This is a genomic window from Cognatundibacterium aquatile, from assembly GCF_014699135.1.
Lineage (GTDB): Bacteria > Pseudomonadota > Gammaproteobacteria > Burkholderiales > Burkholderiaceae_D > Undibacterium > Undibacterium aquatile.
Genome location: NZ_JACOFT010000007.1, coordinates 95,238 through 110,199 on the forward strand (window position 1 = coordinate 95,238; position 14,962 = coordinate 110,199).

23 protein-coding genes are annotated in these 14,962 nt (G+C 51.2%); all 23 read left to right on the top strand.

Annotated features, from left to right (window positions below):
• The first annotated feature begins 6 nt into the window (after window positions 1-6).
• The 23 genes from H8K26_RS16705 to H8K26_RS16810 all read left to right on the top strand — a co-directional run bounded on the left by H8K26_RS16705 (window position 7) and on the right by H8K26_RS16810 (window position 14,945).
• Window positions 7-648, top strand: a complete 642-nt coding sequence (locus tag H8K26_RS16705) for a hypothetical protein (protein WP_190481042.1) — start codon at window positions 7-9, stop codon at window positions 646-648.
• Window positions 649-712: 64 nt separating this feature from the next.
• A complete protein-coding gene (locus tag H8K26_RS16710; protein WP_190481044.1) occupies window positions 713-1,564 on the top strand; it encodes a TIR domain-containing protein in 852 nt (283 codons plus the stop codon).
• Window positions 1,565-1,658: 94 nt separating this feature from the next.
• Window positions 1,659-2,027, top strand: coding sequence for a putative holin (locus H8K26_RS16715; RefSeq protein WP_190481046.1), 369 nt, complete (start codon window positions 1,659-1,661; stop codon window positions 2,025-2,027).
• Window positions 2,027-2,650: a transglycosylase SLT domain-containing protein gene (locus tag H8K26_RS16720; protein ID WP_190481048.1), complete on the top strand. Its 624-nt coding sequence runs from the start codon at window positions 2,027-2,029 to the stop codon at window positions 2,648-2,650. Before H8K26_RS16715 ends, H8K26_RS16720 begins: the two co-directional genes overlap by 1 nt.
• On the top strand, window positions 2,643-3,065 hold the full coding sequence (locus H8K26_RS16725; RefSeq protein ID WP_190481051.1) for a hypothetical protein: 423 nt from the start codon (window positions 2,643-2,645) through the stop codon (window positions 3,063-3,065). Before H8K26_RS16720 ends, H8K26_RS16725 begins: the two co-directional genes overlap by 8 nt.
• Entirely contained in the window at window positions 3,007-3,168 is a 162-nt protein-coding gene (locus tag H8K26_RS18065; protein WP_449662840.1) for a hypothetical protein, read from the top strand. Before H8K26_RS16725 ends, H8K26_RS18065 begins: the two co-directional genes overlap by 59 nt.
• Complete coding sequence (locus H8K26_RS16730; RefSeq protein ID WP_190481053.1) at window positions 3,165-3,386, top strand: TraR/DksA family transcriptional regulator; 222 nt, start codon at window positions 3,165-3,167, stop codon at window positions 3,384-3,386. Before H8K26_RS18065 ends, H8K26_RS16730 begins: the two co-directional genes overlap by 4 nt.
• Window positions 3,387-3,388: 2 nt before the next feature.
• A complete protein-coding gene (locus H8K26_RS16735; RefSeq protein WP_223827081.1) occupies window positions 3,389-3,757 on the top strand; it encodes a hypothetical protein in 369 nt (122 codons plus the stop codon).
• Window positions 3,754-4,062, top strand: a complete 309-nt coding sequence (locus tag H8K26_RS16740) for a hypothetical protein (protein ID WP_190481057.1) — start codon at window positions 3,754-3,756, stop codon at window positions 4,060-4,062. Before H8K26_RS16735 ends, H8K26_RS16740 begins: the two co-directional genes overlap by 4 nt.
• A 1-nt stretch (window position 4,063) precedes the next feature.
• Complete coding sequence (locus H8K26_RS16745; RefSeq protein ID WP_190481058.1) at window positions 4,064-4,609, top strand: DUF3486 family protein; 546 nt, start codon at window positions 4,064-4,066, stop codon at window positions 4,607-4,609.
• Window positions 4,606-6,111, top strand: a complete 1,506-nt coding sequence (locus tag H8K26_RS16750) for a terminase large subunit domain-containing protein (RefSeq protein ID WP_190481060.1) — start codon at window positions 4,606-4,608, stop codon at window positions 6,109-6,111. The genes H8K26_RS16745 and H8K26_RS16750 overlap by 4 nt, the downstream gene beginning before the upstream one ends.
• Window positions 6,108-7,583 (top strand): DUF935 domain-containing protein, encoded by a 1,476-nt coding sequence (locus H8K26_RS16755; protein WP_190481062.1) that lies wholly within the window; start codon window positions 6,108-6,110, stop codon window positions 7,581-7,583. Before H8K26_RS16750 ends, H8K26_RS16755 begins: the two co-directional genes overlap by 4 nt.
• Window positions 7,576-8,397, top strand: coding sequence for a phage head morphogenesis protein (locus tag H8K26_RS16760; protein ID WP_190481063.1), 822 nt, complete (start codon window positions 7,576-7,578; stop codon window positions 8,395-8,397). The genes H8K26_RS16755 and H8K26_RS16760 overlap by 8 nt, the downstream gene beginning before the upstream one ends.
• Complete coding sequence (locus tag H8K26_RS16765; RefSeq protein WP_190481065.1) at window positions 8,394-8,918, top strand: phage virion morphogenesis protein; 525 nt, start codon at window positions 8,394-8,396, stop codon at window positions 8,916-8,918. Before H8K26_RS16760 ends, H8K26_RS16765 begins: the two co-directional genes overlap by 4 nt.
• A 185-nt stretch (window positions 8,919-9,103) precedes the next feature.
• Window positions 9,104-10,270 (top strand): peptidase, encoded by a 1,167-nt coding sequence (locus H8K26_RS16770; protein ID WP_190481067.1) that lies wholly within the window; start codon window positions 9,104-9,106, stop codon window positions 10,268-10,270.
• A 44-nt stretch (window positions 10,271-10,314) separates the two neighbouring features.
• On the top strand, window positions 10,315-11,238 hold the full coding sequence (locus H8K26_RS16775; protein WP_190481068.1) for a major capsid protein: 924 nt from the start codon (window positions 10,315-10,317) through the stop codon (window positions 11,236-11,238).
• Between the two features lie 13 nt (window positions 11,239-11,251).
• On the top strand, window positions 11,252-11,488 hold the full coding sequence (locus H8K26_RS16780) for a hypothetical protein (RefSeq protein WP_190481070.1): 237 nt from the start codon (window positions 11,252-11,254) through the stop codon (window positions 11,486-11,488).
• The gene (locus tag H8K26_RS16785; RefSeq protein WP_190481072.1) at window positions 11,485-11,817 is read left to right on the top strand and encodes a DUF2190 family protein; all 333 of its coding nucleotides are present in this window, start codon (window positions 11,485-11,487) and stop codon (window positions 11,815-11,817) included. Before H8K26_RS16780 ends, H8K26_RS16785 begins: the two co-directional genes overlap by 4 nt.
• A 7-nt stretch (window positions 11,818-11,824) precedes the next feature.
• Window positions 11,825-12,274 (top strand): gp436 family protein, encoded by a 450-nt coding sequence (locus tag H8K26_RS16790; RefSeq protein ID WP_190481074.1) that lies wholly within the window; start codon window positions 11,825-11,827, stop codon window positions 12,272-12,274.
• A 6-nt stretch (window positions 12,275-12,280) separates the two neighbouring features.
• Window positions 12,281-12,805, top strand: coding sequence for a Gp37 family protein (locus tag H8K26_RS16795; protein WP_190481076.1), 525 nt, complete (start codon window positions 12,281-12,283; stop codon window positions 12,803-12,805).
• Entirely contained in the window at window positions 12,802-13,002 is a 201-nt protein-coding gene (locus H8K26_RS16800) for a hypothetical protein (RefSeq protein ID WP_190481078.1), read from the top strand. Before H8K26_RS16795 ends, H8K26_RS16800 begins: the two co-directional genes overlap by 4 nt.
• Window positions 12,992-14,413, top strand: a complete 1,422-nt coding sequence (locus tag H8K26_RS16805; protein ID WP_190481080.1) for a phage tail sheath subtilisin-like domain-containing protein — start codon at window positions 12,992-12,994, stop codon at window positions 14,411-14,413. Before H8K26_RS16800 ends, H8K26_RS16805 begins: the two co-directional genes overlap by 11 nt.
• A 10-nt stretch (window positions 14,414-14,423) precedes the next feature.
• The gene (locus tag H8K26_RS16810) at window positions 14,424-14,945 is read left to right on the top strand and encodes a phage major tail tube protein (protein WP_190481082.1); all 522 of its coding nucleotides are present in this window, start codon (window positions 14,424-14,426) and stop codon (window positions 14,943-14,945) included.
• The last annotated feature ends 17 nt before the right edge of the window (window positions 14,946-14,962 follow it).

Here is a 14,962-nt window from a genome sequence, read left to right on the forward strand (position 1 = left end):
ACTACAATGAAAAAAATTGCTTTTTATTTCTGTTCCATATTTTTGCTGATTGGGTGTGGCGACGATGCACCCAAGAGCACACAAGATGATGGTTGGACCATAACTCCAAGCACAGAGGCGCAGCCAAGTGGTCAAAAAATTTTAGAACCGCTCTCTATCTCATCAGCACAATTTTTAGCTAAAGGCACCTTCCGTGTTATCACGGAGGCAGAACAGTCTTTAAACGATGGCATTAAGCTTCACGATGAGGCTGGGATAGCCAGGCAAGTCCGCAAACCACTCAAATTAGAACTAGAGAAATGGCCGACCTCGCTTGCACAACACCCAAGTGATCAGCGCAAACATTTTGATACTTGTAATGAAGCTGCAGCGCAACTCATGTCTCTGTCTTATACCGCGCTTCAGCAGCAGACCGTCGAAACCTTGAAAAATTTGCGTCATGATGAGGCGTCATTTCAAAAATCAAAACTAGAATGCCAAGCTGCAATTAATAATACTGAGAACTCAGCCAATTTGGCTAAGCAGATTGAGGAAGATACCGAGCTTAAAAAGAAATTTGGCGGAAGAGACTGTTTAACAGTGTTCGATGTGAACAAGACTACTGGTCAAGTTGTAGAAAAACGGAAGCCAGAGCATTGCCCTAAATAGTTTGGCGACTGGATTCAACTCTACCTACTTTACCCCCTGACAAGATCACTTCACGGACCTGAAAATGTACTATCACATCATTATCGAAACCTCAGAAAAAGTCGGAAAAAATGGCAGCAATAAAAAGTACAGTGAGCTAGATAAAACAGATATCAACGACGTAGAAGGCCGGATAATTATTCCTTTTTTAAACGGTGAAAGTTTTCAATTCAATGGATACTTTTTGCAAGCTTCAGAAATTAAGCGGTTGGTTGTAAGAGCGTCGAAAGATACATCAAAAAATTTGGTGGAAATGAAATATAGAAGCATGGGTCGCGGTGTATTTATGGTGCTGCTTGCATCTGACGTCGTTCAGTATGACAGTTACTCCAATGACATCACACAAGAAGTGCTATCCAAGGCAAGAGTATTGATCAATACTCAAAAAAGCATGTCGAGCAAAGATTCATCGGCAATTAGCAATCCATCTTTTGACATGAACAAAGTGTTCATCGTTCACGGTCGGGATGACAGTGCAAAAGCGGAAGTCGCACGTTTTCTTGAAAACTTAGGTTGTTCAGCAATCATCTTGCATGAGCAAGTCAATGCAGGAAAAACGATTATTGAAAAGATTGACGAACATACCAATGTCGGTTTTGGGTTGGTGCTTTATACGCCATGTGATGTTGGTAGATTCTCAAAAGACAAAAATCTAAAGAACAGAGCCCGCCAAAACGTCGTCTTTGAGCATGGCTACCTTTTAGGAAAGCTCGGCCGGGATAAAGTATGTGCACTGGTGAAGGGGGACGTCGAACCTCCGAGCGACATTAGTGGCGTCGTATACGTTCCGTTTGACGATCACGGTGCCTGGAAAATGAAGGTTGTAAAGGAAATGCAACAACTTGGATACGAGGTTGATATGAACAAAGCTCTTTGAACGGATTCGACTACTTAAACAAGATTAAAAGACCCAATCCCCTCTGAGCAAGAAAATGGTGACGTTGTTCACCTTTTCTTGATTCGGAGGATAAATGTCTCGTAATACCTACTACCTGGCACCACATCATCGGTTACCACGCGATGCAGTATGGTTGCTGATCTCTATCATTCTGCTGATCGTTATCTGGCGCATTGCGCCACAGCAGTTGCCCATCGTTCCCTATAAGCTTTGTCTCGTGACGTTAGCTGCCAGTGTCGGCTTCTGGCTCGATCGCACTTTCTTCCCTTATGCACGGCCAGACAGTTACCTGAATGATGATTGGCGCTTAGGCACTGATGAACCAATCGGTGACGTTGATTTCCCTATCGTCAATGGCTATCACCACGTGTTTGCTGCCGCCATGTTGCGCCGGGCGATGATCGTCGCCGCGAGCATCATCGGTGTGACTCTGGGGCTGTAATGCGTCGCACAACCTCTCTATTAATTCTGGGCATTGCAACCGCCATCTGCGCTGGGCCTCTGTTCGCAGCAATTCCGAATTCTGCTCAGCAGCATCGATCCGCGTTGGTGCGTAACGCACGTGCAGTCTGGGGGATTGATGCCCCTATAGCCAGTTTTGCTGCACAGTTCCAACAAGAAAGTGCATGGAATGCCAATGCACTCTCGCCAGTTGGGGCCAAGGGTATGGCGCAGTTTATGCCAGCCACCGCCAATTGGATCGCCGAACAATATCCAGACGATCTGGGCAATGCGCAGCCGACCAATCCCTCTTGGGCTATTCGTGCCTTGGTGCAGTACGATTTTTGGTTATATACCCGCATCCGAGCCGAGAACGCTTGCGAGCGTCTGGCCTTTACCTTGTCTGCCTATAACGGTGGGCTGGGTTGGGTGAACCGTGACAAAACACTGGCTTCAGGCAAGGGGCTTGATCCGCTAGTGTGGTTCGGATCAGTGGAGCGCGTCAATGCAGGCCGCTCCATCGCCAACTGGCAAGAAAACCGTGCTTACCCTCAACGCATCCTGTGGCGCTACGAACCAATGTATGTCGCGGCAAATTGGGGGAAAGGAGCTTGCAATGATTAATCCAGTGTCGTCAGGCAAAACCATATTGATCATGCTTCTGGTTACGGCCATCAGTGCAGCAGGTGCATTCTTCGCAGGTATGCACCAAGGGGCGATAAACGAACGCAGCAAGCAAGCAGAAAGCACCGTACAGAACTTGACATCTGTATTGGATAAATACAAGACCTTGATCAACGACAGCAATGCTGCCAGCAAAGCCATGCGAACTGCGATGGCCACACGCTATGTCTTTGACTCAAAAACTACAGAAGACTTCAAAAATGCACTCGCAAAAAAACAAGCTGATCGCGTTGATTGCCGTTTTGATGCTGGCGTCATGCACCAGCTCGACATTGCCCGTGAGCGAGCAGCCACCAGTGCTGCCAGCGGAATACGTAACCCGTTGCCCACCACCGCCAGCACCAGCGAGCCCTAGTGCAGATGATGTCGCACTGGCGTTAAAAAAAACGTATGACCAGTATGGCACTTGCGCAGGCCGCCTGATTAATCTGGTGGATTGGATGACGAGAAAAAAATGACAGATCCATCAGACATTGCAAGCGAACTCGAACAAGTCGCACGGGACGAAGCTATTCATGCGCAGCGAATGCGCATGGGAATCGCAACTAAGACAGTCGCTGATTCTGCCTTGTTCTGTACAAATGAAGAATGCGGCTTGCCAATTCCACTGAAACGCCGGCAAGCAATGCCCGGCTGTCAGTTATGTATCAGTTGCCAAACCCGAAAGGAACGTTAGTCATGTCAAACGAACTATGGCAACTGGTGGGCTTATTAGTGTCCTTTATGGGCTTTTGCTTTGCTGCCGGGAAAGTGCTGTTATCGCAAATTGACCGTCGCCTGAATGAACGCTTTACAGCAATGGAAGAGTCTCGCGATGCAGCGAGTAAGCATTGGGATGAAAAATTCTCGACAGTCATTGAACAAAACCGCCGTGAAGCCCAGGGGTGGGCGAATCTCGAACGCGACTTCCTGCGATTTCAAGCTGAATTGCCGCTCCAATATGTACGCCGCGAAGACTATGTACGTAATCAGACCGTGATCGAAGCCAAGCTGGATGCCGTGGCGTTAAAAATCGAAAACATCCAATTGAAAGGTAATCAACGATGATGGATCAAGCAAAAATTCGCCGTGAATCACTGCGCTGGTATTTATTGCTGGCACTGTATAACGCCCGTCCTGAAGAGCTATCTGAAGGACCGATTCAAATGACCATGCAATCGATCTACCCGGATGTAACACCGATTGAAGTCCGGCGTGAACTGGACTATCTGGCTGATCGCAAGTTGGTTGATCTGCGTAAAGAACCTTCAGGTCGCTGGTGGGGCAGTCTGACCCGGCATGGTGTGGATATCGCTGAATACACTGTCGATTGCGATCCGGGCATTGCTCGTCCAGTGAAATACTGGGGCTGACATGGCACGTCGCAATAGTGTCGAACAACTGCCTAAGCCTGTGCGCGACTGGCTCGACAACTCTCTGGTCGCTGGCAATTTCAGCGGCTACCAGGCATTGGAAGACGCCCTGCGCGAGCGTGGCTGCACCGTCAGCAAGTCGGCCATCCACCGCTATGGGCAAAAGATAGAGCGCCGCTTTGCTGCCATCAAGGCCAGCACCGAGGCGGCACGCATGCTGACCGAGGGCGCGGCTGACGACCAGGATGCCCGCTCCGAGGCGGTGATTGCGCTGGTGCAGACTGAGCTGTTTGAAAGCATCGTCAACCTGCAGGAGGCATCAGACGAAGACATTGATCCAACTGAACGCATCGCCTTACTCAGCAGTGCAGCCAAGAATATCGCCACCTTGTCCCGCGCCAGCGTCAATCTGAAGAAGTTTCAGAATGAAGTGCGCAGTAAAGTGGAGGCCGCTGCAGCAGCGGTGGATAAAGTCGTCAAGAACGGCGGCTTATCTGATGACGCGGCCGACGCTATCCGTCGTCAGATTTTAGGCATCGCCACATGAGCAATATCGTTGAAAACCGGATTGAGCGCGCACCGGCCGTGCTGCTGCCATATCAGCAGCGCTGGTGCGCCGATCAGTCTCCGGTCAAGGTCATGGAAAAGTCTCGCCGCATCGGCCTCTCTTGGGGCGAAGCGGCGGATTCGTCACTGCTTGCAGCCAGTCAGAATGGTATGGATACCTGGTACATCGGATATAACAAAGATATGGCGCAAGAGTTCATCCGCGATTGTGCTGATTGGGCCAAGCATTACAGTCTGGCCGCTGGCGAGATCGAGGAGACCGAAGAAGTCTTTGTGAACGGTGATGATGAAAAAGCTATCCTGGCCTACGTGATCCGCTTTGCCTCTGGCTTTCGCATTACTGCACTGTCCTCACGTCCATCTAATCTGCGCGGTAAGCAAGGCCGCGTCATCATTGATGAAGCGGCTTTCCATGAACAACTGGCGGAATTGCTCAAGGCGGCAATGGCACTGTTGATGTGGGGCGGTCAGGTTCACGTTATTTCAACTCACGATGGCGTAGACAACCCATTTAACGAATTGATCACCGATGCCCGATCAGGTAAGAAACCGTATAGCGTGCATCGCGTCACCTTTAACGAAGCATTGGCAGAAGGCTTGTATCGTCGCATCTGCCTGCGCCGGGGCATAGACTGGACCGCCGATGGTGAATCCGCCTGGGCAAAAAGTATCCGTGACTCTTACGGTAGTGATGCTGATGAAGAACTCGATTGTATTCCCAAGAATAGCGGCGGAGCTTGGTTATCACGTGCATTGATCGAATCGCGCATGTCGGCCAATACCCCGGTACTGCGCTGGGAATGCAAGGAAGGCTTTGAACTACTCAGCGACGATATCCGCAAAGCAGAATGTAACGACTGGCTCAAAGAAAATCTGCTGCCCTTGCTGGAAGCCTTGCCGTCAGATGCGATTTCATTTAATGGTGAAGACTTCGGCCGCACTGGCGACCTAACGGTGCACGTGCCGTTGATCCAGTGCCAAAACCTGACACGTCGCGTGCCTTTCATACTGGAGCTACGCAACGTCCCATTCCGCCAGCAAGAGCAGATCGCGTTTTATCTGATGGACAGGCTGCCACGTTTTACGGGCGGTGCCCTAGACTCCCGTGGTAACGGCCAGTTTCTTGGTGAATATGCTATGCAGCGCTATGGTGCCAGCCGCATCCACCAGGTCATGTTGACTGAGGGCTGGTACCGCGATCACATGCCACCAGTCAAAGCAGCGCTGGAAGACGGTACGCTGACCGATTTACCGAAAGATGCAGACATTCTGGCCGACTTGCGCGCCATTCAGGTGGTGCGCGGCGTGCCACGCATACCGGACACACGCAGTACCGGCGAAGACAAAGGCAAACGCCACGGCGATGCCGCCGTTGCTGTAGCGCTGTCCTACTATGCCAGCCGCGAATTATGTAAAGGGCCGACTTCTGCCAAGTCACGCCGTCGTCGCAGTGCTTCCCGAATCACGCAAGGATACCAATGAAACAAAAAGGAATATGGGTCAGCCAGAATGAATTCGTGCATTTTGCTGAATCACCCAAAACACTCTCAGAGCAAATAGCTACGCGCAGCCGTAGCATCGATTTTTACGGGCTGGGGATGTATTTGCCTAACCCTGACCCGGTTCTCAAAGCACTGGGTAAAGACATCAAAGTCTATAAAGAATTGCGCTCAGATGCTCATGTTGGTGGTTGTATTCGTCGCCGGAAGGCCTCGGTCAAAGCGTTGGAATGGGGCGTCGATAAAGATAAGGCCAAGTCCATGGTAGCCAAGAATATCGATGCCATCTTTGCGGATCTGGATATCTCACGCATCATCACTGAAATTCTGGATGCCCCTTTGTTTGGCTACCAACCACTGGAAATCATCTGGGGCAAGGTTGGCAGCTATGTCGTACCGGTCGATGTTGTCAGCAAACCGCCCAATTGGTTTGTGTACGACGAAGACAATCAACTCCGTTTGCGTACCAAAGAAAACATGATTCGCGGTGAAGAGCTGCCGCCCGCAAAGTTCCTGGTTGCAAGGCAAGATCCAAGCTATGACAATCCCTATGGCTTTGCCGATTTATCGATGTGCTTCTGGCCAACCACGTTTAAAAAAGGTGGTCTCAAATTCTGGGTGCAATTTACAGAAAAGTACGGCACGCCTTGGTTGATCGGCAAGCACCCACGTAGTGCCAGCGATGCAGAGAAAGAATTATTGCTCGATAGTCTGGAGGCCATGGTACAGGACGCTGTGGCCGTTATTCCGGATGATTCCAGTATCGACATTAAAGAAGCGGCCGGCAAAGCGTCCAGCACCGATACCTTTGAAAGTCTTTTACACTTTTGTCGCTCCGAAGTGTCAATTGCTTTGTTAGGACAAAATCAAACCACTGAAGCAACATCGAACCGCGCCTCTGCGCAAGTCGGCCGTGAAGTCACACACGATATCCGCGATGGTGATAAAGCGATCGTATCTGAAACTTTAAACCAGTTGATACGCTGGACGTGCGAGCGCAACTTCAGTGGCGGAGCCATGCCAGTGTTCTCCATGTGGGAACAAGAAGAAGTCGATAAGGTACTGGCTGAGCGTGATCAAAAGCTGACCCAGGCTGGTGCTAAATTTACCCCTGCTTACTTTAAACGCGCTTATGGTTTGCAAGACGGTGATCTGGTTGAAACACCGTTAAGTCAAAATGATGTACCTGCTGCAGAATTTTCTGAGGAAGACATCGCGCCTGACCAGCAAGCAATGGATAACGCCCTCGATGCGTTGCTGGCTGGGTCAGAATTACAGGGCGTGGCTCAAGCACTGCTCAAGCCTGTATTGAAAGCCATAGGCGATAACATCGCCCCTGATGTGTTACTTGCAATGTTGGCGGAGTTGTATCCGGAGATGGATTCAAACGATCTGCAAGAGCGCCTGGCACGTGCAATGTTTGTTGCCAAAGTGTGGGGGCGTTTGCATGCTTGACCTTGCCTATTGCATGAAGCTGCCACCAGCCAAGGCGATTGCCTATCTGGAAAGTAAGGGCTTTGCCGTTACCTGGGACTGGCAGGAACTCTGGCAAGATGCCCAGGCGCAAGCCTTCACGGTGGCCAAGGTCACACGGCTGGATATTCTGCAAGACATCTTCGACGCGGTAGCAAAAGCCCAGAAGCAAGGTCAGACACTCGCTGCATTCAGCAAAGAATTAACACCGATCCTGCAGGCAAAGGGCTGGTGGGGGCGAAAAGAACACGTGGACGCTGATGGCGTTGTCAGTACAGTGCAATTGGGGAGCCCATGGCGACTGGAGACCATCTACCGGGTTAATCTCCAGACCGCGTACATGGCGGGTCGCTTTCAGGAACAGTTATCCAACGTTGATGATCGTCCCTACTGGCAATACGTTGCCATTCTGGATGGCCGTACCCGTCCTGGCCACCGCGCAATGGATGGCAAGATATTCCGCTACGACGATCCTTTCTGGGCGAGTTTCTATCCACCAAACGGCTGGCGGTGCCGGTGTCGCGTGGTAGCGCTCGCTGAACGGGATTTGGGGAATAGCAAAAACGTCGAGTCGTCAACTGGCAAACTCGGTCAGTCTATGCGCCAGGTATCACGTTCATCCGACGAAATGCGTCCGGTGGCAACCTATCGTGCAACAGACCCGGCAACGGGAAAAACAGTGACCGTGTCGCCCGATGTCGGATGGAGTTACAACCCTGGAGCTGCAGCCTGGCAGCCAGATCCGTCACGCTACACCGGGACCTTAGCGCCATTGGCCAAAAAGGAATTGAAATGAGCATGATCAACATCGCCATCGATGACCAACTATTGCGGCAGGCGATCAGCAGTCTGGATTCCGGCGCGCATAACCTCGCACCGGCGATGCGTAAAATTGCCCAAACACTGGCAACCGAAACTGAAAATAACTTCCGAGCAGAAGGCCGCCCGAAGTGGCAAGCACTGGCGGAATCAACAGTGCATTCGCGTTTGGGTGGTGCAAAGGCATATCGCAAGGACGGTAAGCTCAAGGCCTCTGCGCAGCGTATAAAAGATGGTGGTTTTCGTATCCTGCAGCATACGGGCGCACTGGCTTCATCGATTACAACTGATTCAGATAGTAACCACGCAGTTATCGGTAGCAACAAAGTATATGCCGCGATTCATCAATTTGGTGGTGATGCAGGACGAGGTAAAAAGGTCAGTATTCCCGCACGTCCGTTTCTGCCGATCACCGAAGACGGAAAGTTGCAGCCAGAGGCCGAGCAAGCTGTGCTCGAAACTGTTCTCTATCACTTGCGAACTGCAGCCGGAATTTAAGCGCTCAGGAGCGTTTAAACCGATCAACATATCCAACGCTAACGGAACCGGTGCCGAATACGTCTGTAAAGGCCTGTAAAGCGTTTTTCACACCATCCCCGCATTGAAGTCGTCCATGCAACTACTCCGGTAATTGTTAAACTGGATTAAAAGACCGATTGTCCCGATCACGCGAAGATCTGGGCATGACTACATCGACACCCAAACCACTGCACATTTTTAAGCCCGGTAACCAGACTGCAATGTCTGGTGTCACTCTGGCTTTCTCTGAATCAGATCTGGCCGACAGTGCCCGCGCCTACGATCCTGCCAAACACGAAGCGCCTATCGTCATTGGCCACCCGCGTCATGATGCTCCTGCGTATGGATGGGTTAAATCGCTGAGTTGCACCAATGAAGGTCTGAACGCCGAACCGCACCAGGTCGATGCAGATTTTGCCGAACTGGTCGCTACTGGTCGTTACAAGAAAATCAGTGCCAGCTTCTATCTGCCAGATGCTGCGAACAATCCTGTTCCCGGTGTGTACTACCTGCGTCATGTCGGCTTTCTTGGTGCCCAACCACCAGCTGTCAAGGGCTTAAAACAAGCTGAATTTGCTGATGCCGAAGATGGCGTGGTCGAGTTCGGAGACTGGGGGATGGATACCAATGCCTCCCTCTGGCGTCGCATGCGTGAATGGCTGTTGTCCAAATTTGACCAGGAGACCGCTGATCAAGTGGTTCCGGACTGGGAAATCGAATCTATCCGCGCTGCTGCACGTCTTGACGACGACACTGGCCGCACCGCATTTGCTGACCCTGGCAGTGCAACTTTAAACGCGACGACAGGCGCATCCCCTGTCAATCAATCTACTCAAGAGGAGAATTATGTGAGTCCAGAACTAGCAGCTAAGCTGGAAGCAGAAAACGCCCAGCTCAAACAAAAGCTGGCCACCGCCGAGGCTGAACAAAAAGCCTCAGCGCTCGCCAAGCTGCATACCGACAACCTGGCGTATGCCGAAACCTTGATCAATGCTGGCACTCTGGCACCGAAACATCGCGCTTCGGTCGTGGCTTTCCTCGACTTCACCGAAGGAAACACCACGCTGGAATTTGGCGAAGGTGATCAAAAGAGTAGCTTGTCTGCCGCATTTAAATCCTTTCTTGGCGACTTGCCCAAAGTGGTCGAATTTGGCGAGCACGCGACCAAAGACAAGGTTGGAAGCGGTAAGTCGGGTGATGCCAGCGTTGCCGAATTCTCAGAAAAATCTACTGATCCGGATCGCCTTGCTTTGCACTCCAAAGCCAGCGATCTGGCGGCCGAGAAAAACATTCCCTACGAGCAGGCCGTGCGCCAGCTCGTAGGCCAATAACCCAACATCGTCCATCTCTCAACACTTAAATTACAGGAGTCAACATGGCTGATCGCCTCAGACAACTACGGGTCGTTGACCCGGTACTCACCAGCATTGCACGTGGCTATCGCAATGCTCAGTACATCGGGGAAGCCTTGTTCCCGATCGCCCTCTCCGAAAAAGAAGGTGCCATCGTGCCGCTGTTTGGCAAGGAAGCTTTCCGTTTATGGGAAACCGAACGCGCCATCCGCGCCCGCTCCAATGTCATGACGCCGGATGACATCGACAGCATCGACGTGGTTTTACGTGAACACGATCTGGCCTATCCGGTCGATTACCGTGAACAACAGGAGTCGATGTTTGATGCCGAATCCCGTGCCGCCAAGCGCGTCAAGGACGCTATCGACCTGCGCCGCGAGTGGGCTTGCGCCAGTCTGGCACAAAACCCATCTACCTATCTGAGTGGTGCCAAGCAGATACTGTCTGGCTCGGCTCGGTGGGCCGCCAACGGTGGCGATCCGATCGCTGATGTAGAAACGGGTAAGGAAATCGTTCGTAGCCGTATCGGCATTCGTCCTAACACCATCATTATGGGTGCATCGGTATATCAATCGCTCAAGTTCCATACCAAGCTGCAGGCAGCGCTGGGCAGCACCGAACGCAAGCTGGTCACGCTGGATCATCTGCGCGTTCTGTTCGGTATCGACGACATCCAGATCGGCGAAGCATTGGCCGGCGATGCGGCAACTGGCGATATCTGGGGCGACAACCTGATTCTGGCCTATGTCGCCAAACCTAAGACCGGTACTCAGGCCGATTACGAAGAACCTTCTTTCGGTTACACCCTGCGCAAGAAAGGTTTTCCAGAGACCGACAAGTACGACACCGAAGGCGGCAAGGTACGCAATGTGCGCCACACCGATGTCTACAAGCCGGTGGTGGTCGGTGCCGATGCTGGCTACCTGATCGCTGATATCAACCCTTGATCCAGGTGACGCTATGACGGAAAAAATCAAAGCTACCTACAAAGTGCGCAATATCGATATCAAGCATGACGACCAGGTATATCCAGAAGGCAGCACGATTGAATTGGATGGCGATGCTGCTGGCGCACTGAGCAAATGGTTAGAGCCCATTGCCGAGGAAGCGAAATCCTCGGCTAAAAAGGACAGTGGCGCAAAAACATCGAAAGATAGCGCGCCACAAGGTAATCCCAATAATAAGGACAAAGCATGAAAACCCAACAAGTCATCCTGACCATATCTATCCTCGCCATGGTCGATCTCTCTGCCCGGCGCTTTGTTGGTTTTGACGGTAATGTTTGTGCCGCTGGCACCAAAGCGCTTGGCGTGGTCGAAGCTGGGACCGAAGCCGGTGGCGTCGCTCCGGCAAATGTCAACGGCATCATTCTGGTGGAAGCTGGTGCAGCAATCCCTGCAGGTGCCGAAGTCCAGGTCGATGCGACAGGTCGCGCCATCCCCAAAGCAGCTGGCATCAGTAACGGCTATGCCTGGGACGCCGCCGTCGCTGCTGGCGACCTGATCCGTATCGTGCGCGGCATCTGAGTTCGATATGCGCTATTGCACTCTCGCCGACCTGCAATTATCAATTCCCGGCCAGACCCTGATCTGGCTGTCGAATGATGATGAAGACGCCACTGCCATCAAGGAGGAAGTGGTCGGCGAGGCTGTGCGTCAAGCGGAAGAACTGATCGATGCGTACCTGCGCGGGCGTTATAACCTGCCGTTAGGAAGCAGCTCAGATCCAGTGCCATCGGTCATCAAAGATATTACCGTCAATCTGGCCCGCTATTGGCTTTATACCCGCCGCCCCGAAGGAGCAGATCTTCCTGAAGCCGTTACCCGTACCTATAAGTCTTCTGTGCATTTACTTGAGTCTATTCGTGGCGGCAAGCTGACAATCGGTATTCCCACTGGTGAAGCTGTGCCGGAACCAGGAGAAATCAAGGTTCGTGCAAAGGCACGGCGCTTCACAAGCAGCATGCTTGATCAATACAAATAGGTATTTATGGCAACGCTGCACATTATCGAGTCTGTAGTCGATCGTTTGAAAAACCAGATACCAAAACTGGCGGTCGAAAATTTCCCTGATAAGCCATCGGAATACAGACTCAATCACCCAAAGGGAGCCTTACTCGTCAGTTATGCGGGTAGTCGCTTTGGCGAGACTGAAGATGTCGGCATGGTCGTTCAGCGTCAAATAATCACGCTCTCAATTACGGTCGTGATGCGTCTGTTGAATGGATCTGAGGGGGCAATAGAGGTACTGGATAAAGTGCGGGCAGTTTTAATCGGGTTTAAACCACCTGCCTGCCGCCGAAAAATATGGGCAGTCAATGAGAAATTTCTTGGCGAGTCGGCCGGTATTTGGCAATACGCCTTGGATGTAAATACGGAAAGCATTTTGATCGAAGCAGATGAGGTTGAACCCGGAGCTTTGCTGACGACTATCACAACGCAAGATGAATACAACCGAAACAAGATAAGCAAGATGTCGGATGGAACAATTAATAAAGAGGAGTCCAGTGTATGAATACGAAATACCGTTATACCGGCCCACTGTCTGGCGTCACGCTAGCGAGTGGACAAGAGGTGATGCTGAATCCAGGCGGCGACGTTGAATTGCCGGAACAGGATGAATACACCAAAACATTGTTGGCACTGGGTCACCTGACTCAGATCCCGGTTGCCAAAAATTCAAAGGCAAAAGGAGAAAGCGATGGCCGCTAATTTTCTGCATGGTGTTGAAACCATTGAAGTCGAAAAAGGTGCGCGTCCTATCCGCACCGTCAAGTCTGCTGTTATTGGCTTGATAGGGACTGCGCCGACAGGTGCAGTGAATACGCCCACAATCGTCTTGTCTGATAGACAGGCTGCGCAATTTGGTGGGCAGTTATCCGGTTTCTCCGTACCGCAGGCGCTGGATGCAATTTTCGATCAAGGCGCTGGTACCGTGGTTGTGATTAATGTTCTCGATCCAACCAAGCATAAAACAGCGGTACCAAGTGAACTTGTGGCCTTGACCGGCGACATAGGTAAGACAGAAAAACCAGCCTGGGTGGCGGAAGCGGTCATTAAAAATGAAGCCGGTACCACGACGTATGTGCTGGATGTGGACTACACCAGCAATAGTCTGAGCGGTGAAATTCGCCGCAAGGCTGGGGGCGCAATTGATGCTAACGGAAAAGTCAAAGTCAGTTATGAATATGCCGACCCTAGCAAAGTGACCGCTGCAGATGTGATCGGACAAGTCAATAACGCCGGCAAACGGACAGGCATGCAAGCGCTGCTCGATACCTATAACGCGATGGGATTCTTCGCAAAAATTCTGATCGCACCGGGGTTCTGTACATTGAATTCCGTTGCCAGCGAGCTGATTGTGTTGGCTGGCAAATTACGGGGCGTCACCTTGCTTGATGCTCCGATCGGTACCACATACGAGCAGGTGATATCAGGACGCGGGCCAACTGGCAACATTAACTTCAACACGTCGAGTGGTCGCGCAGTTTTGTGCTATCCGCATCTGAAGGTCTATGACACGGCAACTGACAGTGAGCGACTAGAGCCTTACTCGCAACGACTGGCTGGCGTGATGTGTGCCAAAGACACGGAAAAAGGTTATTGGTGGAGTCCGTCTAACACCGAGATCAAGGGTATCGTCGGTGTTGAGCGCGAGTTGTCTGCGATGATCAATGATCCACAAAGTGAGGTCAATTTGCTCAATGAAGTCGGCATCACGACTTTGTTTAATACTTTTGGCACTGGCATTCGCACCTGGGGAAACCGCTCTGCGGCATGGCCATCGGTAACGCATCCGAAAAACTTTATCAATGTGCGTCGTACCGCCGATATTCTGCATGAGTCAGTTGAATACTCCATGCTGCAGTTCATCGACATGCCGATCAACAATGCATTAATCGATTCAATCACTGAAAGTGTGAACGCATTCATCCGGGTAATGGTTGGGCGCGGTGCGTTACTGGATGGCAAATGTACCTACGACCGCAACAAAAACCCACCAACGGAAATCGCCTTGGGGCATCTGGTCTTTGATATCGACTTTATGCCACCAACTCCGGCAGAACGTATGACGTTTGAGTCCTTCATTAACATCGACCTGATCAAGCAGCTTGGTCAATAAGGGGTAATTTATGTCAAAAATCCAAGTGAACCGTATTGTGAATGCCAATATTTACCTTGAAGGCACTAACATGCTTGGGCGTGCTGAAGAAGTAAAGCTGCCTGATATTACTGCGATTATGGCCGAACATAAAGCGCTCGGCATGGTGGGTAAAATCGAACTCCCGTCTGGCTTTGATAAGCTTGAGGGAGAGATAAAATGGAATTCATTGTATGAAGAATCCGCCGCTGCAATGGCAAACCCATTTAAAACCGTGCAGATACAGTGCCGTTCCAGTATCGAAACGTACACGTCCGGCGGCCGGGTTGAAGAGGTTTCGTTAGTGACGTTTCTGACGGTCATGTTTAAGAAAAATCCACTTGGTACTTTCAAGCAGCATGACAACGCAGAGTTCAGTTCGTCATTTACAGCGACGTACATTAAACAAGTCGTCAAGGGGAAGGAGGTACTGGAACTGGATTATCTGGCCAACGTGTTTAAAGTCAACGGCGAAGACATGCTGGCGACCTACAGGGAAAATATCGGTGGATAGTTAGATACTAAAGCAAT